The sequence below is a fragment of the Sphingobium sp. AP49 genome, assembly GCF_000281715.2.
GTDB lineage: Bacteria > Pseudomonadota > Alphaproteobacteria > Sphingomonadales > Sphingomonadaceae > Sphingobium.
The window spans coordinates 2880480-2899401 of sequence record NZ_CP124576.1 but is presented as its reverse complement, the minus strand read 5'-3'; the positions used below and the strand labels follow the sequence as shown (position 1 = coordinate 2899401).

The window sequence follows — 18922 nt, the reverse complement described above, 5'->3', positions numbered from 1 at the left end:
GTGCTATGCCTCCGGTGAGTATGCTGTCTCGGTTTTTCCGAGTGTGCAAGTGGATAGGAAATGAAGTTCCTGAAGTAGGCACTACACTGCCGCTTTCGGCATTTCAGTGCCGATTTGCACATTTTGGTGGCACTTGTAACACCGCGACTGCCGTTTCCTGATGACAATTGTCATGCGATTGCATTACACATGAGCCCAAGGAGTGATCCCATGGCCAATAATGCCCTGATTCAGACACGCATCGATTCGGACGTAAAGGACCGCGCCTCCGCCGTGTTCGAGCGGATGGGGCTTACGGTATCAGACGCCGTGCGCATCCTTCTGACCCGCACCGCGCGCGAGGGCGTTGCCCCCATGGAGTTGCTGGTAGAGCGGCAAGCTTATGACCAGTGGTTCCGGGCGCGGGTGCAGGAGGCGCTGGACGACGATCGGCCTGACATTAACGACGCCGAGGTTTCCGCGCGGTTTGCTGAGCTTCGCGCGAATGCTCGAAAGGGCATCAAGCCGGTGCAATGAAACTCGCTTGGTCAAATCGGGCGACGACTGATCGTCTGGCGATATTCATTTGGATTGCCGAGGATAATCCGCAAGCCGCCGCCGATGTGGACGATCGGATCGAGGCAGCAGCCCAGCGCCTCAAAGATTTCCCGAATAGCGGGCGTCCGGGCCGGATCGAAGGCACGCGCGAATTGGTGATCGCGCACACGCCCTATATCGCACCTTACCAGATCATTGGGGATACCGTGCGCGTCCTTCGCGTAATCCATGGCGCGCGCATGTGGCCCCACGACGTTCCCCCGGAATTCGAGCCGGAGTAAGCTGCCAGATGCCCACGTCGGTACATGATGGACGATTTCAGTCTGTCCGGTTACCGGTGGGTAATCGCAGCTAGCTGCCATCAATCGTCCGGCTGGCCCCGCGCAGCAGATCAGCATGTCTATCCGTCAGTCTTCAACCAGAAGGCGACGTTCAACGCCTCCCCAGACTTCCGTCATTCATTCATAGGAATTAGGCACCGAAGTTGCGCTCCTATTCTCATTCTGCGAAGCGGAAAACATTAAAATATCGCAGGACGGCAAGGGCAAAGTAGGCCACCCAGATAGCCGTTATGCCGGTGTCGCAACGCTGGCCGCTCCGCCATGATAGCAGTATGGGACGGCGACGGCGCGCAGCGGGCTGCAACTAAGTCGCTGTCAGCCAGCTATCGCGTTGTTAGCGCTCGGATATGAAGCGATCCGCCTGCGGTATGGCGTTATCGTACCAATCCGGCGAAGTCTTGGTTCCGCCAAAGCCAACCGCGACGGAGCCGGCCGCAGTTCGCCCGAAAAGAACTCGGACGTTGTTGCTGCCGTTGTACCATGCGCGAACCTCGAATACCGGAGACGAGGACTTGGCGTTCAGTTTCTTCACAAGGTCGCCGTCCGGGAGCCATCCTTGCGCCCTGGCTAGCGCAAGCGATCGCATCACAACCTGTTCTAAACCGGGACGCGTGCGACATTCGGCGAACCAGTCGTCAAGCTGCGGCGCGCGTCGAGCGTCTCCAGTCAGGTGCTCCCAGTTTTCAAACCGATGCGCGGCCATCGCCGTAGCGCGGCGTTCATGTGCGGCGTCGGCGGTGGGCGCGTTATGCACGTTGCAAACTTTAACCTGGCGTTCCGTTTCCGCGCTGGCCGTCAGCATCCTGACCTCGATATCTGGCGTGCGCCACCGATCACTGGAGCCCAGACTTAGGAGCACGCCATCGTCGAGTGCACAGGAGACCAGAACCGTGGCCGCTTCGGGATCAAAGTCGCACTCGGCGTCGTCAACTACGCTCGGTCGGGCTTCCTCCTGATCTTCGGGCGGGAGGGCAACATGAACCGGCGACCTCTGATCGAGCGCGGTAAGAAAGAACAGGATCGTATCTCGGAACTGCGCGCCGTGCGTCTTCGCCGCGTGGGGCAAGGTCACATAGTCTGGCGAGAGGGGTAGTTGCGAAGCCCGGAGTGCGCACATCACAGGCGGCGCAATCACCTCAGCCTTTATGAGCCGTGCGATGCCCTCCCGAAGCTCCGAAAGAAGCTCGAGGCCAGACTTCACATCAGTGGCCGGGAAGCTCAGGCTATTAAGGTATCCCCGTGCCACTCACGATAATCCAATCAAGTCGTTTATCGCTTGGTCGAAGAAGCCCGCTGGCCAGTCAGCCACGCTCCCATCCTCGCCGATGGCGATGCGCGTCTGCTCGTCTCCCGATGTGCCGCAGCTTGTGAAAAAATGCACGGCGACTTCCTCCGATTGCAACAGTTCCTCTCGCACCGCCAAGCGGATGCCGGAGAGAAGGTGATCGCTATGGCTTTCGACGATAATCTGGATGCCCGCCGCCGCGAAGCGGGCCAAGAGGCGCCCCATCACCGACTGCGCGCGAGGGTGGAGATGCGCTTCGGGGCTGTCGACAATGAAGACCTGCCCGGGCTTCGCACAGAGCAACGCGACTAGAATGGGAAAGGCGTAGCTGAGACCATAGCCAACGTTCGCCGGGCGTCGCCAGTCGGACGAGCGGCCAAGCCTGAAACTCGTCTTCGCAAGGGCGAGACCTTCGATTTCCTCAGCATTCACACTGGCGCCGGGGAAAAGTTCGGCGAGCCAAGCGTCAACCTGGGCGCGCACGGTCACCCGGGGGTCAGAGGGATGGCGCCGCTCTCCCGGCACCTCCTCGTCCGCTTGGCGTACGAACCAGTAAGCGGCGTACCGCCCATCGACACCGACGTCACCGACGATGGCGGACGGGTTGTCAGGATAGGGTTGTCCCTCACCAAAGGGATCGCGGATCGCGCCGAGAAAGATGACCTCGCGCATGCGCTCCAACAGGCTGCGATGTCGAGCATCGGGTAGCCAACGGGGTTCATCGCCGTCCTCGAACGAGAAATGGCTATGGCGCAGGCTGAGCTCATGCCGGCCGAGTTCGCGTTCGTGCTCGAACACCCAGAACGCGCTCTCGTCTTCCGGCGTGGATACGCCAATACGAACTGTGCCGCCCGTCCGGGTCGACGCTACATCGCTAGCGCCGCCGAGCCTGACGAGCGGCCCGTTAAGGGGCAGCACCAGGCCAAGCGGTGGCTCACGCAGAGCCTGCGAAAGAAGTAGCAGCGGCTGAATCGAACTCGATTTGCCTGCGCCGTTGTAGCCGGTCAGCAGGGTCAGCTGGGCGAGGTCGAGCGTGAACGCGTCGAAGCACTTGAAGCGCTCGATATGTACGGCGTTGATCATGCCGTCATCCAAGGCTGAAGCGCCTCAGTCATCATTGTGTAACGGGTGCGTACCTGGACTGTGCTGTTTGTAGAATATGTGACCGCGTTGTTGAAGCGTTCGAAGCTCATCAGTTCGACGATGCTCTCGACGATATTCGCTTCGCTGCGGCGGAGAGCTTCGTCGGATATGCGGGCAAGGCAGCAGGCGAAGGTATCGAACATCGAGATGTTGATTACCGACCGGGAGGCATCCTCGCGTCGCTCGGCGAGCGACTTGCGGAACGCGTGCCGACCGAACAGCTCCTCGTTACGCTTCATGCTACCCCGGAATTCACGAGTAGCCTGATCGATAGCGTCCGGTCCAGCCGCGTTCAGTGCCGACAACGCCTTTGCCAGGTGGAGATCCATATCACCATTATAGCTTTCCCAACCGAGCAGGTTAAACGCAGCGAAGCGGTTGATTGCCTCACGGTCACGCATAGTCTCGCGCGACAACGTCTCGCCCGTCGCCGAGAGAAATAAGGGATCGGTCGCCATGGCAGCGAGCCACCGCGTCGCCGGGCCGTTGTAGAGCGCGTTGCGCATTTGCTGGCGGCTGAGCGGAATTCCGCTGTTGACCCGGTCAAAGATGTCGAGCCGGGCGGCCTCTGGGGCGTCCTTGTCGAGAATGTATAGCGTGAGTTGCGTGTCCTCGATTCGCTCTTGGAGGTTAATCGGAAGATCGTTGTACCGCTTGCCCTCGAGCGGATGATCTTTGCCCAAGCCGGTCAGCTTGAGCTTATTGGTAAGAAATGCTTGGAAGGTGCTCAATCGCTGCAACCCGTCGACCACGGTGATCCGCCCATCCTCTCCTTCGGCGACGTAGAGCACCGGAAGGGGGATGCGCATTACACAGCTTTCGATAAGCTTCGACTGCTTGTCCGGCTTCCAGACGAAGTCGCGCTGGAAGTCGGGGTTCATGGAGTAACGACCCGCCTCTATCCGCTTGACGACATCGCCCACGCCACGCGTATCCTTGCGGACCATGATGTCGTCCAGCGGATAGGCGGACATCTCGTCCGGAAGGCGTTCAGTCTGCAGGCCTTCAATCAATTCTCGGTCCGCCGACGTCGCCATTGTCACTCCAAGACACCGGCACAAAGGCCCCTTGCCACGCCGATAAGACTATTGTGCAGGCAGTAGCAAGCATGCGGCCGCTCGTCATCACGTTTTAGCGACAGTAGGCCAAGCATCTGCGCGGACAGCGATACACCCAGCCCACTTTGGGATTTAGCTATGCGGCGGGCCAGCACCTGTCCGCGACAAAGCGCCATCACCAGATTCTGGGCAGTCCCTGCGGCGACGCTTAATCACCAGAATTGGCGCAGACTCGACAATCGGAAAAGCATTAATTTCGGTCGCTAGCCGCGCACTCTGGGGCTGATGCTGTGAAAATCCCCACCGAGTGGATACGCCACCGCTGGCCGTGCTCAACAATCAATCCCTTTCGGATCGGCCGGGCGTATGACAACCGCCGCAAAAGTGCTTTCCGTCAGGGGTTGCCCTGACCTTGGAGCGCTTCCGGATTTTCGCGGCGCTTTAGCTCGTTCTCCACAGCCTCGCGAATGAACAGGGCGAGCCTTCGGTTGCCGACGAGCGACTCGATACGACGGATCGTGTCGGTAGTTAGCCTGATCGTCGTCGGCTTCATTCCAAGTGGCGGGCGTCCCATCGACCTGTCGCTATCGGGTCCAATGGGAATTTCCAAATCAAACCCATTGACGCCATCGTTTATTTCAATATACGCCATCGTTTATTGATTAAACGATGGCGTATATGGCGCAAGGGCTTTCTCGGAAAGCTATTGCGCGACCGGCATCGCGAATCATGTGAGAGTGTCGGGACCGTTCCGTGTCCGCCCGTCATATCTCGCCGCCTTGCGATGGATGCGGAACGGAGGTGCACATGCTTGTCTCCAAATCCCGCCGCGCCCTGCTGCGCGGATTAGCTATCGCGCCGGTCGCCGCCTCGGCAATTGCGTCTCCTTGGGAGGGCGTACTGGCGGCGCTTCACCAACGCTACAACGACGAGCCCGCGACACTTGAGCGGACGAAAGATGGCCGGAGCATAAGCCGCTTCCGCTATCAAAATGCGGAACGCTGGATGACCACGCTGGAAGCGGATTTCTTCATCGATCCGCGACGTACAAAAGAAGCGCTGCATCAGGCCGGTTTCGTGACCCAGCAGGCGCTGTGTGCCTACCTGCTCGACATGGGCTTTGCCGATGCGTGGAACGCCAGCCACATCAAGCAGGACATCGCCAAGGCGCTGGCCTACGCCAATGCGTGCGGCTTCGGTCACAACTGCCCCGACATGGAGCGGCTGGCTGCGGTTCTCTCGCCCTATTGGAAATGGGGCTATCATTATCATGAGTGGGAGGAAGACCGGCCCCGCACGGGCGGCTTCATTCCCGCCACGATCACACCCCTTTTGCGTGCCTTGGTAGATCGCGTGCATGACTTGACCGGCCACCCGCGCCCCAGGGGTTGCCAGCGCCGCTTACAGGAGGCGCGGTCATGATATTGCGCACCGATGCCGACCATCTGCCCGCGCCGATCCGTGAGGAACTTCTTCACGTCGCCACAATCCTGTTCGAGGCGTTCGAGGAAACGACCAAGGGCCGATGTTCCGAACATTTCCGGGCAGGCCGCATTCTCAGCCTGATCATGCATGGGCCGCACGCCGAGAAAGAGTGGGAAAATGTCGCGCCGGGGGAAGCGTTCCGCCTGCTGGCGATCGTCAATTATCCCCGCCTTGCACGCAGCGAACGCGACTGGCGGCTGGTACGTGACCGTCTTCGTCGCGCGTGGGAGCATGGCGAAATTACCCGCCCGGTGCGGCTGAGCGTGGAAAGCCTTGAGCGGATCAACGGTGCTCTTGTCGAAGGCGTCCCGCATTTCGTCACCATCGCCGAACAGGGAATCGCACTCTACCAGATGCAGGGCTTCCGGCTGAAAGAGCCGCGTCGCCTTCCGGCGCGGGAACGGGTCATCCAGGGTGCGGTGGAGTTTATCCGATGGCATAAGCGCGGCACCGGATTTCTGGCTGGCGCGGCTTTCTATCGGAACCGGGGCGATGCGCCGATGGCGGCGCTGCTGTTGCATCAGGCGTGCGAGCATTTCTATCTGTGCGTCCTGCGTTCGATCAGCCTGCACGCGCCGCGCACCCATGCGCTGGATGAACTGCGCGAGGCGGCGGAAGCGCTGGACCCGCGCCTATGTTCGGCATGGCCGCGCGACAGCCGGTTCGGGCGGCGCGCGTTCGGCTGCATTCGCCGCGCCTATGTCGAAGCGCGCTATGCGCGATCCTACCGCATCTCGGGCGAGGAGTTGTCATGGGCGTTCGCGCGGGTGAAGATATTGCAGGAACGGGCCGCGTTTGCCTGCGCGGATCATCAGGCTTCGCTTGCCGTGAGTCTGCCAGCGCCGATGCTCCCGCCACCCGCAGGGCCGACAACGGCGGTAGCGCTTTCCAAGCCTGCTGGTCGCGCAAACATGCTGCAACGGACATGGCGGATCGTGCGACATGTCGCCCCGCTACAAGGCCGATGGAATCCGCTTTTTCCCGTTCGCCGGTTCTGGCGCTCCGACCGGTTCATGCGCTGGGTTGACCATCTGCCCTTGGCGATTGTCTGCCTGTGCTTCTTCATGGCTGGCGCGGAGGCAACGCTATGGCGTTTAAGTTCAGCGCAGGCCGTCCGTTCCAAACCCGCTGACCTCTCCGCCGTGCTGGACTTCGACGTGCGCGCGGACACGGTGCTTGGCGCGGTCATGGACGTTGCGCAAAGGGCGGGCTACCGAGTCAAGGCCAATGAAGACATTTGGACGGTGCGGTGGACCGGTGCCTATCGCGCCAAGGCGACGACCTTCGACGCGCTGGCGGACATTCTCTATGGCTCCAGCCTATGTCCCGCGATCCGGGAGAGCGTCATCACCGTGCGCTATTGCGACAAGAGCAGCCCACCCATAGCGGCGATGGTCGAGTATCAGGCAGAACCGGGCGGCAATGTGCGCTTGTCGGTTTCGCGCTAACCGTCGCCCTGTTCCGCCTCGAAGGCCCGCTTGCCCTTGCGCTTCCACAGGGCAAGCGCATTAGTACGCTCGTCCCCGCGCAGCCGGTCGGCAACCGTGAGGAACGCGCCGTAGATCGTTGCCCGGTCATCATGGGTCAGATCGACCAGCCCGGCCTTGACGACCAGCCCGCCCAATTCGATCAAATGCCGCGTGCGTTCGCGGCGTGCGATGGCCCAGTCCCGCATGTCGGTTCGCGCCTTCCGAGCCTCAAGCCGATGTTGCGCCGTCGCCGAGCGGGAGAGTGCCGCTCTGCTGGCCAGAAGGTCCGCCCGCAGGCTTGCCGCCTTTGCCGAGAAAGAAGACCGAGCCTGTCTTGCGCCAGCCCTCCTTTGTCGCGGCGTCTTTCACCGTAGTGGCATGAAGCAGCGCCCCGGCCAGCACGTCCACGTCGAGCGCATCGGCCCCGGTCGCTGTCACCAGTTCGCCAAGCTGCCTCACGCGCCGTTCCCTGAGTTGCCTCGCCTTGTCAGCCAGGGCTTTAAGTTCCGAATCAAAATCACGGGGTTTACGCATCGCAAAGTCTCCATTGAGTGACGATGGCGCTATGATAAGATGATCCCGCCCGGTGTGCAGTAGAGTCGCCGGGACAGCCTGACACCGCCTAGTCCCGTCCGAGAAATTTTCGAGAAGGGCGCGCTTATACGTCGTTCCGACGTGCGCTTTGATGGCGTAGATGGTTTGCCATCATGGCGATCTTCCATTTCTCCGTTCAGGTCATCAGTCGTGCGGCGGGCCGTTCCGCCATATCCGCTGCCGCCTACCGTGCGGGCGAGCGGCTGCACGACGAGCGCCTCGACCGCGATCATGATTTCCGTGCCCGCTCCGGCGTCGAGCATAGCGAAATCATGCTGCCGGAAGGTGCGCCCGAACAATGGCACGACCGCGAGCGCCTCTGGAACGATGTCGAGGCATTCGAGAAGCGCAAGGACGCCCAACTCGCCCGCGAGGTCGAGTTTGCCATTCCCCGCGAAATGACAAAGGCGCAGGGCATCGAACTGGCCCGCGATTTCGTGTCCGCGCAGTTTGTCGATCTCGGCATGATCGCCGACCTCAATGTGCATTGGGACATGGGCGCGGACGGCCAGCCCAAGCCGCACGCCCATGTCATGCTCACCATGCGGGAGGTTGTGCAGCGCGAGGACGGCACCGCTGGCTTCGGGGCGAAGGTGCGCGAGTGGAACGATCATGAGAATGTTGGGCGCTGGCGCGAACGCTGGGAGACCCATGTCAACACGCGCCTTGCCGAACTCGACATTGACGCGCGCATCGATCACCGCAGCCTTGCCGATCAGGGCATCGACCTCGAACCGCAAAGCAAGATTGGCGGCCCTGCGCACCGGATGGAAGCCCAAGGGCTGGAAGCCGACCGCGCCGAGATGCACCGCGAGATTGCGCGGGAGAATGGCGAACGCATCATCGCTGATCCCGGCATTGCGCTTAACGCCATCACCCACCAACAGGCGACATTCACCAACCGCGACATGGCGATGTTCATCCACCGTCACAGCGACGGGCAGGAACAGTTCAACGCCGCCATGCGCGCGGTGCGTAATTCGCCCGACCTGATCGCCCTGGGCAAGGACGGGCGCGGCGACGAGCGGTTCACGTCGCGCGATATGATCGAGACAGAGCAGCGGATGAGCCGCGCCGCTGACAGGTTGGCGATGGACCGGAGCGATGGTCTCTCGGCGGCGGCGACCTACGCCAGTCGCGCCGCCGAGAGTGGTGGCCTGGCCCTGGGAGCAGAGCAAGAATCTGCGCTGCGCCATATAACCGGTGGACGCGGATTGTCACTGGTGCTGGGTTATGCCGGAACCGGCAAAAGCGCCATGCTGGGCGTGGCGCGCGAAGTATGGGAAGGCGCGGGTCTCAACGTGCGCGGCGCGGCGCTTGCGGGCATCGCCGCCGAGGGACTGGAGAATGGCTCCGGCATTGCGTCCCGCACCATCGCCAGCTTGGAACATAGCTGGGCGCAGGGTCGCGATCTTTTGACTGCCCGCGACGTGCTGGTGATCGACGAGGCGGGCATGGTCGGTACGCGCCAGATGGAGCGCGTCCTTTCCCATGCCGCCGACGTTGGCGCGAAGGTCGTTCTTGTCGGCGATCCGCAGCAACTGCAGTCGATCGAAGCAGGCGCGGCGTTCCGCGCGATCCATGAGCGCCATGGCGGCGTCGAGATCACCCAGGTTCGCCGCCAGCATGAAGGCTGGCAGCAGAACGCCACTCGGTATCTGGCCACCGGCAGGACCGGTGAGGCGATTGCCGCCTATGCCGACAAGTACATGGTGCATCAGGCCGAGACGCGCGAGGATGCGCGGCGCGATCTTGTCGAGCGCTGGGATCGCGAACGGCAAGCCGATCCGGACGCCAGCCGCATCATCCTGACCCACACCAATGCCGAGGTGCGCGACCTCAACGAGGCTGCACGCGCGGCGATGCGCAATGCGGGCGAATTAGGCGACGAGCGCCAGGTGAAGACCGAGCGCGGCGACCGCCTATTCGCGTCTGGTGACCGCATCATGTTCCTGCGCAATGAGCGCAGCCTTGAGGTGAAGAACGGCACGCTGGGTACGATCGAGAAGGTCAGCCCGGAGCATATGTCCGTCCGCACCGACGATGGGCGTTCCGTATCGTTCGACACCAAGGATTATCGCGACCTCGACCACGGCTATGCCGCCACCATCCACAAGGCGCAGGGCATGACCGTGGACAGGGCCCATGTGCTGGCGACGCCGGGGATGGATCGCCACGGGGCTTATGTCGCCATGTCCCGTCATCGTGACGGCGTGGCGCTTCATTATGGCCGCGACGATTTTCGCGATCAGTCCCGGCTTGTCCGCACGCTTTCACGCGAGCGCGGCAAGGATATGACGACCGATTACAGACAAGCCGACCCCGCAAGGGATTTCGCCGAGCGGCGCGGCATTAGCTTTGGCGAGCGAGTCGCGGAAATCGTCAGGCCCATCGTCGAGAAGGTGCGCGGGATCTTCGACAACTTCCGGCCCAATATTCCGTTACAGCACGACCGCGACATATTTGCGGGCTTTCAGCCGAAGGCCGAGCCGCCCGCGCAGGAGCGGGCCGTTAGGCACCAACCCGAATATGATGCGCAGCCGATACGCGCAGGCGGCATACGTGGTGCGGTGGAGCGCTACGCCAAGGCGCTGGACGCGATCCAGCAGACTCGCGCGCAGAATCTGGACGCCATGCCGCACCAGCGCGAGGCGTTCGACAGAGCGCGCGATGCACTGGACGCGATCCGGCCCGAAGGTTCCTCCGACTTGAACAGCGCGTTCCGCAGCAGCCCGGAACTCGTCCGCGAGGCCGCCGAGGGACGCGGCCAGGCCGCCGCGCGCGCCATGCAACTGGAGACCGAAATTCGCATGGACCCTTTCCAGCGTGCCGACCGGTTCGTGGAAGGCTGGCAGCAGTTGCAGCGCCATCATGCCGAGCTTGTGCGCGACGGCAATTTCCGTGGCGCGAAGAGTGCCGCGCAACAGATGGCGGGCATGGCGAAAAGTCTTGAGCGCGACGCGCAGCTTGAATCGGTGCTGGGCCTGCGCAGCCGCGAGCTTGGGCTTGAGATTGGCCAGCAGGTAGGCCGCAGCCTCTCCCATGACCTCGCATCCTCCATTCCCTTCGATCACGGACGCGACATCGGTCGCGGCATGAGCCGCTAACCCCAAGGAGACCATGACATGGACGACGAGCAAGGCCTTTTGAACGAGCCGCAGCCGGAACCCCGGCCCAATGCCGCTGCAGAGGCGTTCGCGCGCCTCTCGGAGCGCGTCGCAGCTATGGAAGAGCGGTTGGACGGGCGCATGGCGGTGATGGCCCGCGCGCTTGAGCATATCGCCATAGAGAAGCAGAGCATCGAGTTCCCCGACTACGGACCGACGCTTGGCAAGATGAACGGCTATCTCGCGACGCTGGCCGGGCAGGCGAAGGCAATCATGGACGCACCCGCCATGCAGTTGACGCCGGAGGGCATGGCGGAACGCATCAGTGAGGCGGCGCAGGCCGCGCGCACGAGCGACCGGGCTACCATCAAAAAGGCGGTGGAATTGCATCATCAAGTCCATGCGGATCAGTTGCGCGCGGTCGGGGCCATTCGGACCAAACAGAAACAGCGCTGGCACATGTTCTATTGCGGCAGTGGCGCGGCACTGGCCATCTCGCTTCTGTGGTTAATCTATCCCGGCTGGGCGGCCAGCATCGGCCCGCAGAGCTGGCTCTGGCCGGAACTGGTTGCCCGTCGCACGCTAGGCGAGCCGACGCTATGGGATGCGGGCATCCGATTTATGCGCATTGGGAACCCGGAAGGGTGGCAGGCCATCGTTGATGCCGCCGCCATGCGCAATGACAACCGCGAGGCCATCGACGCTTGCGAGCGGCAGGCAGCCGAGACTAATCAGCCAGTTCGATGCATCATTAGCATAGCGAGGCTGAGCAAGAATTAGAATTGATTTACATCCATTCCATACGAGCTACAAAGCCCAGTCTATTGCTATCGCGTTTGCTTGCTCTAAAACCAGATCGACTGCCGCTTTTTGCAAATCGGGCGGATAGCCATAGCGGGCCAGCAGCTTGCGAACCTCAATCCGCATTTTAGCGCGGACGCTTTCCTTCTGCGTCCAATCGACGGTCACGGTGCTGCGAATTGCTTTGACCAGCAGTTGAGCAAGGGTGCGAAGCGTTTCGCGTTCCATCAAATCCCTTGCTGATCCGTTCTCAGCTAAGGCATCGTAAAACGCCAGCTCTTCAGGTCCCATGCCTAGCTCTTCGCCGCGCTTGACGGACGCCGACACTTCTCGGGCAAGCGAAATCAGCTCATCGATCACCTGCAAGCTATCTACCGCCCGATTGTGATATCGGGTCAGCACATCGTCGAGGCGCTCACTGAGCTTTCGCGCCTCGACAATGTTCAGTCGTTCGCGCGCCTTGATGTTTCCCTGCAAAAGCCGCCGCAGCGTTTCAACCGCCAAATTGGGTTGCTGGGTTTGCTTTACTTCCAGCAGGAAATCATCGGATAGGATGGCGAGATCGGGCTGCTCAAGCCCGGCATCCTTGAATACGTCAAGAATGCCATCGGACATGACAGCCTGAGACATGAGTTGGCGGATTTCCTGCTCGATGGCGTGTCTGCCGCGCCCGCCCTTGCCGGACGTGTATTTGATGAGATTGGCCCGCAAGGCGACAATCAGAGCCACCTCCTGTCGCTTTGCAGAAGCGCGCTCATCGCCCGCCGCGATGGCGAAGGCTGCTTCGGCTTGTGTAGCGAGGTCAATGAACTCTGCGCGGTGATCGTTGGACAGAATTTCCTCAAGGCATTGCTTGAGGATGGTCAGGCGGGCAACTGGATCAGCCTCGAAAAATGCATTCCAGTTGACCTTGCCGAGCAAAGCGAGCCCAGATTCTATCTTACTAAGAAGCTGCCGAACCGCCTCATCCATATTGAGGCTGACTTGCTGCTGATCGCGGGCGCTATATTGCGCCAGTGCCGCCCGCAGTTCCGCGCCAATGCCCAGATAGTCGACTATCAGCCCACCCGGCTTGGAACCGAACACGCGATTAACCCGCGCAATGGCTTGCATAAGGCCATGCCCACGCATCGGCTTGTCAATGTAAAGGGTGTGCAGCGACGGCGCATCAAAGCCGGTTAGCCACATGTCACGCACAATCACCAAATCAAACCCGGATGATGGATTCTTAAAGCGGTCGGCCACTTCCTCCAGTCGCGATTTGGTGCGGATATGCGGTTGCATGGCTTGCCTGTCAGAATTGCTGCCGGTAATGACTACCTTCATCATTCCGTCGCCGTCATTGGCAGGATCAGTCCCAACCCATGCGGGACGCAGGCGCGCGATTTCGTCATAGAGTTTAACCGCAACATCACGGCTGATGGCCACAATCATACCCTTGCCGCCGCCCATTGCGATTTTGCGTTCTTCGAAATGGGCGACAATGTCGGCCGCGACAGTTTCGATGCGTTCCTTAGAGCCGACGATTTCCTCAAACCGGCTGAATTTCGCCTTCAATTTTTCGGCGGCGCGCACGTCGCTGCCTTCGGTCAGCTCTTCGGCGAGCGCGTCCAGCTCTTCGCGTTGCCCTTGATCGAGTCGAAGCATTAGCTTGGCGAGCCGGGCAGAATAGTGGATCGGCACGGTGGCCTTGTCGATGACCGATTGAGTCATGTCGTATGTGTCGATCACGTCACCAAACACGGCCGCCGTGCTGCGATCCTTTTCGTCAATCGGCGTGCCGGTAAAGCCAATGAAGGTGGCGTTGGGCAGAGCTTGCCGCAGATATTCGGCGAAACCTACTTCCTCACGCACTTCATCGCCCCGCGTCACGAAACGTCGGTTGAGGCCATATTGCGAGCGATGCGCTTCATCGGCGATCACGATCACGTTGCTGCGATCGGTCAGCAGCGGATGCTCGCCGTCATCGCCTCGGAACCGCTGGATCGTGGTGAACACGAGCCCGCCAATATCGACCTTGAGCAGTTCCCGCACTGCCGCCACTGTTTCAGCATTGCGTGGTTCACCGCGAATGGCGCTGCCGTGCGCGGTGAAGGTCTTGAAGAGCTGATCGTCCAAATCGTTGCGGTCCGTCACCACAACAATTGTAGGATTTTTGAGCTTCTTTGCCAGTTGTAGCTGGCGGACATAGAAAAGCATGGTCAACGATTTACCGCTGCCCTGCGTATGCCAGATAACGCCGCCTTTGCGGTGTCCCCCTTCACTTGCCGCCCTGATCGTTGATGCCAGCGCTCGCCGCACGGCATGGAACTGGTGATAGCCTGCCAGCTTCTTCGATCTAACCACGCCATCGGCCATTTCAAAAGCGCTATAGTCGAAAGCAAGGTCCAACAGGCGCGCTGGATCGAACGCGCCTCTGATGAGCACTTCCAGTTCCGCCCGGCCAAAGTCGTCATGCTTTTCGCCGTCGATGGTCCGCCACGGCTGGAAACGGTCCAGCCCGGCGGTCAGCGCGCCGATGCGCGCTTCCATCCCGTCGCTGATGACCAGCGCCGTGTTGAAGCGGAACAGTTCCGGAGCCTTGACCTTGTAGTTTTGAAGCTGCTCATGCGCCCGGTCCATCGTGGCGTTTTCATCGGCGGGATTTTTCAACTCCAGCACCGCCAACGGCAAGCCGTTGATGAAGAGGACGATGTCTGGCCTGATCGTATGGCGCTCGGCCTGCACGACAAACTGATTAGCGGCGATGAAGCTGTTGTTGTCTGGCTTCTTCTGGTCGATCAGGCGCAAGCGGACAGTTCGGCTTTCGCCATTCTCATTCACTTCCACCGGCACGCCGAAAATCAACAGCTCATGAAATGCTCGGTTGTTTTCAAGCAGATTTTGAGTGGGCGCGGCCAACACCGTCCGTACCGCCGCTCCAACCATCGTCGAGGTCGCATCGGGGTTGAGCGTGGCGAGTGCATCGCGGAGTGGGCCTTCTAGCACCGTCTGCTTGTAGTCGGTGCGAGCGCTCATCGGCCCATCAGGGGCCAGATAATCGCCAGTCAGCACCCGCCAACCAGAAAGATCGAGCCAGCTCAGTGCCGCCAGTTCAACCGCGCCCTCGTTAAAACGACTGAGAGGGGGAGTGCCACCGGTGGAATATGTCATGCGGCGGCTTCCTGTTCGCCATCGACGGGTTTGGTCAGCCGCCATTCGGTCAGCGCCGCCTCATATTGCGTGGGGTCCAGCGTAAAGAGGATGCGGCTGGCTTCAAAGCTGGACCCTGCGATTTCCACAAGCTCATATCCGTTGTCGAGACTTTCGTTGAAGTCGCTTTCGAGCGCGTAGGACGGGCCGGACAGATCTTCCATCTCTTCGAATTGGCGGCTCCACGCGACATCGAGCAAGAAAGACACTAGTGCATCGCACAAGCCGCCCAGCATGTAAGCGTGCTGGCGCTGCAGCACCGCCCAATCAAGCGCACCGCCGTGGCGCATGTTCGGGATATTGCTCAGCCGGGCAAGGGCAGTGGTCGTTTCTTCAATGCCTTTAATGAGCGCAGACAGCTCATCATGAATCTTGTGGCCATCAGGGTGATCGGTCATCGAGAAGTCGAAGGCTTCGATGACCTTGGTCATGCGGCCGGGCAGGCCGTCGCGGCCAAATTCGATGTTTAGATGCAGGCCGATGGATGCCTGCGCCGCCTCAAAGATCGTGCGCACGCTGGCCAAGCATGTGTTGGGCAGTTGCTCGATGCTCTGCTCCAGCGCACGGACGTGTAGTTCAAGATTGCCAGCCCGTTCCGGATGGCGTTCAATCAATGAACGCAGCAGCTGAAGCTGGTATGCCATTTAGATGAACCTCACGCCGCCGCAACCCGTTCTGCAGCTTCTTTGACGCGAAGTTCACCAGAGACGAGACGCGGAAGCAGCGTCGTTTTAGTGGCCTCAAGCGCGATATTTTGAGAGATCATCTCCGCATACTGTTCAAATAGCGCGTCAAATACGTCGCGAAGCGCACACAATAAATCGCCTTTTGGTAGGGCCACAAAAACGCGTCCCATATCCTCTTTGGTCACATGCCCTAAACCAATCGTCTGCTTATCCCGAGCAATTGAGGTGAAAATCGGTTTGAGAAATTTTAACATCGCGTGCAGCATCGGTTGCGACAACTCACCATTCTCCCTGACTGCGAATATATGCTGGTTCAGCCATGCTTCTCCATTCATCCACAAAAATGTGTCGATGGATGTTTCTGGATTCCCTGACCATGAAAACAGCAACTCGCGATCATTGATTTTGTAGCGGCCTCCCAAATCAGTACCGGTGAATTTCGTTTTAGAAGTGATCCCCGCCTTAAGTTCAGCAATTTTGATAACCGGCAGGCCCTCATCCTTCGACACAAAATGCATGTTTTTGTAGGCAGCGCCATTAATCCAGTGAGCTAAGTCGATAATTGGTTTTCGGTTCCATCCTGTTGGCACCCCCTCATCACCAAAGCCGCCGGGGAATAGCGCGACGATTTCGGCGGGCAGACCAATGTCTCGGCCTTCGAGTTTTGCGTGAACGGGGTCGAAATCAACAAACCAGCTCTTGAATAGTGATCGCGCCATTTCCTCAAGCGTCGCGGCCATTTGGCAGTTGAGATCGATTTTTGCATCAAGGCTGGCGAGAAGATCAGCGATTCTTTCTTGCTCATTTAATGGCGGAAGCTTCAATGGGGTAAAGCCGAAGGCTTCCCGTGTCGTGGACGGTATGGGGGAGCCGTCATCGATGTTGTTCACATCGTAATCAAGCAACCAGTAATAAGCCCACCGCAGGTCCATCGGCACCAGGGGGTTCAGGTAATATGCAGTGTCGATTACCCAGAATGGATGATCGGCATAATGCACACCTCGATAGGCGCCTTTGCGACCGACGATCACTCCCGGCCCAGGCTGCAAGGCTGTGTCGTGCCAACCAATCGGGCCATTCGTGCCGTAGACGCGAGCAACATTTGGCTGATCGGTATAGGCCGTCATCGCCTTGCCGTATTTCAATTCGGCTATGTTACCCCAAGTGGTCTCAGGCCAATCACCAGCCATAACCAACCTTTTTCAATTCGCTTCGGATTTTCATGTCAAGCACGCTGCCGCGATCCATCTGTGCTTTTAGTGTCTCTGTAAGCCGCGCCATTTTGTCCGAGACCGGCTCGTTATCGGTCGCGCGTGCCGACTGCTCCACATACATGCCGGGGGTGAGCACAAAGCGCTTCGCGGCGATATCTTTGATTTTCACCGATTTAGAGAAGCCCGACACGTCCTCATAGTTGCCTCCCTTTTCCCGCCACGCGTGATAGGTATCGGCGATCGTCGCTACGTCTTCATCCGTCAGCTCTTTGAGCGTGCGTGTTTTCATTGTGCCCATGTTGCGCGCATCGATGAACAGCACATCGCCGCGCCGGTCCCGGAGTTTCTTGTCCTTTACTATGCCATTCGATTTGTCGCGTGAAACAAACCACAGGCAGACCGGAATCTGTGTGGTCGAAAAAAGCTGCCCCGGCAGGGCCACGATGCAGTCGATGACATCTTTCTCGATCAACCGCTGGCGAATTTCGCCTTCGCCAGATTGTTGGCTGGACAGCGAGCCGTTGGCCAGCACGAAGCCCGCAGTGCCATGCGGAGCCAGATGGTGATAAATATGCTGTATCCATGCGAAGTTGGCATTTCCAGCAGGCGGAGTACCAAATTGCCAGCGCTGATCGCCCTGAAGGTTGTCTTTTTCCCGCCTCCAATCGCTGGCATTGAATGGTGGATTGGCTAGGATATAATCCGCCTTGAGGCTGCCGTGCATATCCTCGTGAAAGCTGTCACCCCACTTGCTGCCAAGGTTCGCTTCGATACCGCGAATGGCTAGGTTCATTTTGGCCAGCCGCCATGTCGTGGGGTTGGACTCCTGCCCATAGATCGAAATATCGTTTCGTCCGCCTTCGTGCGCCTCGATGAATTGTTCGGATTGAACGAACATGCCGCCTGACCCGCAGCACGGGTCATAAACGCGGCCTTTGAACGGCTCAATCATCGCGACCAGCAGTCGCACCACACAACCGGCCGTGTAATATTGCCCGCCGCGCTTGCCCTCTGCGATGGCAAACTGGCCAAGGAAATACTCGTAGACACGGCCAAGCACGTCCTGCCCATGATGCTGATCGCGGAACGCCAGATCGGAGAACAGCTTGACCACTTCGGCCAGCTTGGTCTGGTCCAGCTCTGGCCGGGCATAATTCTTGGTCAGCACACCTTTCAGCGTGGGGTTCTCACTCTCAATCGAGAGCATAGCTGTGTCGATCAGTTCGCCAATCGTTGGCTTGGTACCGGTGGCGTTTTCCTTAAGATATTCCCACCGCGCATGTTCCGGCACCCAGAACACGCTTTCGGCGGCATACCAATCCCGCTCATCGGCCAGAAAATCGCTTTCAGGGTCGGCCAGCGCCTCATTGCGCCGTTCGTTAAAACGGTCGGAAATATATTTGAGGAAGATCAAACCAAGCGCAACATGCTTGTACTCGGCGGCATCCATGTTGCCGCGCAGCTTGTCAGCCGCAGCCCAAAGAGGAGCCTCAAATGCGCGAGAATTGGGCTTTTCTGGCTCCGTTGCGACTTTCCTTGGTCGTCCACGAGCCATTTTAACATTCCCTAGTTACGACAAGCTAGGGGCTCCCTATCCGCCGGGCAGAACAATTCCAAGCCTAGACGATAAAATCTATCTTCCTAATAGGAGGATGCCCCACGGCCAGTTGGAGAGGCGCAGCCTTCCTGCGTAGCCCGCGCAAGATCAAATGGGATACGTCGTCCCGCAAGGTGCCGAATCATACCATCGCAACCCGCCTAAAAAGTGGGAACAATAGTGGTCTACGATTGATAGAAGGGCAAGCTTATCATGCAAAAACAACAAGATAAAAAGCTTGAATGGTAGCGGAGGAGGGACTTGAACCCCCGACACGCGGATTATGATTCCGCTGCTCTAACCAGCTGAGCTACTCCGCCCCAAGGGCTGCGCCAGGGCGCTCGGCCCTGCGGTGAGGCGGCGCTATACGCAGCAGATGCGGACGGGTCAACGGGGGTTTGATAGGGAAGTGT

At 59.8% G+C, this 18922-nt stretch carries 16 protein-coding genes and 1 tRNA gene; 6 read left to right on the top strand and 11 right to left on the bottom strand.

From position 1 onward, the window contains the following. Positions 1–210 precede the first annotated feature (210 nt). Both PMI04_RS13800 and PMI04_RS13795 read left to right on the top strand, forming a co-directional pair. Entirely contained in the window at positions 211–516 is a 306-nt protein-coding gene (locus PMI04_RS13800; RefSeq protein WP_007706214.1) for a type II toxin-antitoxin system RelB/DinJ family antitoxin, read from the top strand. Continuing rightward, entirely contained in the window at positions 513–818 is a 306-nt protein-coding gene (locus tag PMI04_RS13795) for a type II toxin-antitoxin system mRNA interferase toxin, RelE/StbE family (protein WP_007706215.1), read from the top strand. The genes PMI04_RS13800 and PMI04_RS13795 overlap by 4 nt, the downstream gene beginning before the upstream one ends. A 394-nt stretch (positions 819–1212) precedes the next feature. Here PMI04_RS13795 and PMI04_RS13790 read toward each other — a convergent pair whose 3' ends face one another. The 4 genes from PMI04_RS13790 to PMI04_RS13775 all read right to left on the bottom strand — a co-directional run bounded on the left by PMI04_RS13790 (position 1213) and on the right by PMI04_RS13775 (position 5016). Further along, positions 1213–2079, bottom strand: coding sequence for a hypothetical protein (locus PMI04_RS13790; protein ID WP_157178078.1), 867 nt, complete (start codon positions 2077–2079; stop codon positions 1213–1215). 45 nt (positions 2080–2124) lie between these two features. Next, on the bottom strand, positions 2125–3246 hold the full coding sequence (locus PMI04_RS13785) for a DUF3696 domain-containing protein (RefSeq protein ID WP_007706217.1): 1122 nt from the start codon (positions 3244–3246) through the stop codon (positions 2125–2127). After that, positions 3243–4343, bottom strand: a complete 1101-nt coding sequence (locus PMI04_RS13780; protein ID WP_007706220.1) for a DUF262 domain-containing protein — start codon at positions 4341–4343, stop codon at positions 3243–3245. Before PMI04_RS13780 ends, PMI04_RS13785 begins: the two co-directional genes overlap by 4 nt. A 415-nt stretch (positions 4344–4758) precedes the next feature. After that, on the bottom strand, positions 4759–5016 hold the full coding sequence (locus tag PMI04_RS13775) for a hypothetical protein (RefSeq protein WP_007706222.1): 258 nt from the start codon (positions 5014–5016) through the stop codon (positions 4759–4761). Between the two features lie 155 nt (positions 5017–5171). Here PMI04_RS13775 and PMI04_RS13770 point away from each other — a divergent pair, with 155 nt between their 5' ends. Further along, the gene (locus PMI04_RS13770) at positions 5172–5786 is read left to right on the top strand and encodes a hypothetical protein (protein WP_007706227.1); all 615 of its coding nucleotides are present in this window, start codon (positions 5172–5174) and stop codon (positions 5784–5786) included. Beyond that, positions 5783–7297 (top strand): hypothetical protein, encoded by a 1515-nt coding sequence (locus PMI04_RS13765; RefSeq protein WP_007706230.1) that lies wholly within the window; start codon positions 5783–5785, stop codon positions 7295–7297. Before PMI04_RS13770 ends, PMI04_RS13765 begins: the two co-directional genes overlap by 4 nt. Here the strand turns inward: PMI04_RS13765 and PMI04_RS13760 are convergent. After that, positions 7294–7524, bottom strand: a complete 231-nt coding sequence (locus PMI04_RS13760) for a conjugal transfer protein TraD (protein ID WP_007706233.1) — start codon at positions 7522–7524, stop codon at positions 7294–7296. The genes PMI04_RS13765 and PMI04_RS13760 overlap by 4 nt on opposite strands. Before the next feature lie 22 nt (positions 7525–7546). Further along, positions 7547–7852: a conjugal transfer protein TraD gene (locus PMI04_RS13755; protein ID WP_007706235.1), complete on the bottom strand. Its 306-nt coding sequence runs from the start codon at positions 7850–7852 to the stop codon at positions 7547–7549. Between the two features lie 173 nt (positions 7853–8025). Between PMI04_RS13755 and traA the strand changes: the two genes are divergently transcribed. Continuing rightward, the gene (gene traA / locus PMI04_RS13750) at positions 8026–11019 is read left to right on the top strand and encodes a Ti-type conjugative transfer relaxase TraA (RefSeq protein ID WP_007706238.1); all 2994 of its coding nucleotides are present in this window, start codon (positions 8026–8028) and stop codon (positions 11017–11019) included. 18 nt (positions 11020–11037) lie between these two features. Beyond that, the gene (locus PMI04_RS13745; protein ID WP_007706241.1) at positions 11038–11799 is read left to right on the top strand and encodes a DUF6118 family protein; all 762 of its coding nucleotides are present in this window, start codon (positions 11038–11040) and stop codon (positions 11797–11799) included. Positions 11800–11826: 27 nt separating this feature from the next. Here the strand turns inward: PMI04_RS13745 and PMI04_RS13740 are convergent, their stop codons facing one another. The 5 genes from PMI04_RS13740 to PMI04_RS13720 form a co-directional block, all read right to left on the bottom strand. Then, the gene (locus tag PMI04_RS13740) at positions 11827–14973 is read right to left on the bottom strand and encodes a type I restriction endonuclease subunit R (protein ID WP_007706244.1); all 3147 of its coding nucleotides are present in this window, start codon (positions 14971–14973) and stop codon (positions 11827–11829) included. Then, positions 14970–15656 carry an abortive infection family protein gene (locus PMI04_RS13735; protein WP_007706248.1) on the bottom strand — a complete coding sequence of 229 codons (687 nt, stop codon included), beginning with the start codon at positions 15654–15656 and terminating at the stop codon, positions 14970–14972. The genes PMI04_RS13740 and PMI04_RS13735 overlap by 4 nt, the downstream gene beginning before the upstream one ends. Positions 15657–15667: 11 nt before the next feature. Beyond that, entirely contained in the window at positions 15668–16888 is a 1221-nt protein-coding gene (locus PMI04_RS13730) for a restriction endonuclease subunit S (RefSeq protein WP_007706251.1), read from the bottom strand. After that, a complete protein-coding gene (locus PMI04_RS13725; RefSeq protein WP_037485541.1) occupies positions 16878–18467 on the bottom strand; it encodes a class I SAM-dependent DNA methyltransferase in 1590 nt (529 codons plus the stop codon). The genes PMI04_RS13730 and PMI04_RS13725 overlap by 11 nt, the downstream gene beginning before the upstream one ends. 285 nt (positions 18468–18752) lie before the next feature. Continuing rightward, positions 18753–18829, bottom strand: a tRNA-Met gene (locus PMI04_RS13720). Positions 18830–18922 lie beyond the last annotated feature (93 nt).

What these genes read in the sequence shown, in the direction of transcription:
- PMI04_RS13800 (WP_007706214.1), top strand. Translation starts at nt 211, where the DNA reads ATGGCCAATAATGCCCTGATTCAGACACGCATCGATTCGGACGTAAAG.
- PMI04_RS13795 (WP_007706215.1), top strand. Translation starts at nt 513, where the DNA reads ATGAAACTCGCTTGGTCAAATCGGGCGACGACTGATCGTCTGGCGATA.
- PMI04_RS13785 (WP_007706217.1), bottom strand. Translation starts at nt 3,246, where the DNA reads ATGATCAACGCCGTACATATCGAGCGCTTCAAGTGCTTCGACGCGTTC.
- PMI04_RS13780 (WP_007706220.1), bottom strand. Translation starts at nt 4,343, where the DNA reads ATGGCGACGTCGGCGGACCGAGAATTGATTGAAGGCCTGCAGACTGAA.
- PMI04_RS13775 (WP_007706222.1), bottom strand. Translation starts at nt 5,016, where the DNA reads ATGGCGTATATTGAAATAAACGATGGCGTCAATGGGTTTGATTTGGAA.
- PMI04_RS13770 (WP_007706227.1), top strand. Translation starts at nt 5,172, where the DNA reads ATGCTTGTCTCCAAATCCCGCCGCGCCCTGCTGCGCGGATTAGCTATC.
- PMI04_RS13765 (WP_007706230.1), top strand. Translation starts at nt 5,783, where the DNA reads ATGATATTGCGCACCGATGCCGACCATCTGCCCGCGCCGATCCGTGAG.
- PMI04_RS13760 (WP_007706233.1), bottom strand. Translation starts at nt 7,524, where the DNA reads ATGCGGGACTGGGCCATCGCACGCCGCGAACGCACGCGGCATTTGATC.
- PMI04_RS13755 (WP_007706235.1), bottom strand. Translation starts at nt 7,852, where the DNA reads ATGCGTAAACCCCGTGATTTTGATTCGGAACTTAAAGCCCTGGCTGAC.
- traA (WP_007706238.1), top strand. Translation starts at nt 8,026, where the DNA reads ATGGCGATCTTCCATTTCTCCGTTCAGGTCATCAGTCGTGCGGCGGGC.
- PMI04_RS13745 (WP_007706241.1), top strand. Translation starts at nt 11,038, where the DNA reads ATGGACGACGAGCAAGGCCTTTTGAACGAGCCGCAGCCGGAACCCCGG.
- PMI04_RS13740 (WP_007706244.1), bottom strand. Translation starts at nt 14,973, where the DNA reads ATGACATATTCCACCGGTGGCACTCCCCCTCTCAGTCGTTTTAACGAG.
- PMI04_RS13735 (WP_007706248.1), bottom strand. Translation starts at nt 15,656, where the DNA reads ATGGCATACCAGCTTCAGCTGCTGCGTTCATTGATTGAACGCCATCCG.
- PMI04_RS13730 (WP_007706251.1), bottom strand. Translation starts at nt 16,888, where the DNA reads ATGGCTGGTGATTGGCCTGAGACCACTTGGGGTAACATAGCCGAATTG.
- PMI04_RS13725 (WP_037485541.1), bottom strand. Translation starts at nt 18,467, where the DNA reads ATGGCTCGTGGACGACCAAGGAAAGTCGCAACGGAGCCAGAAAAGCCC.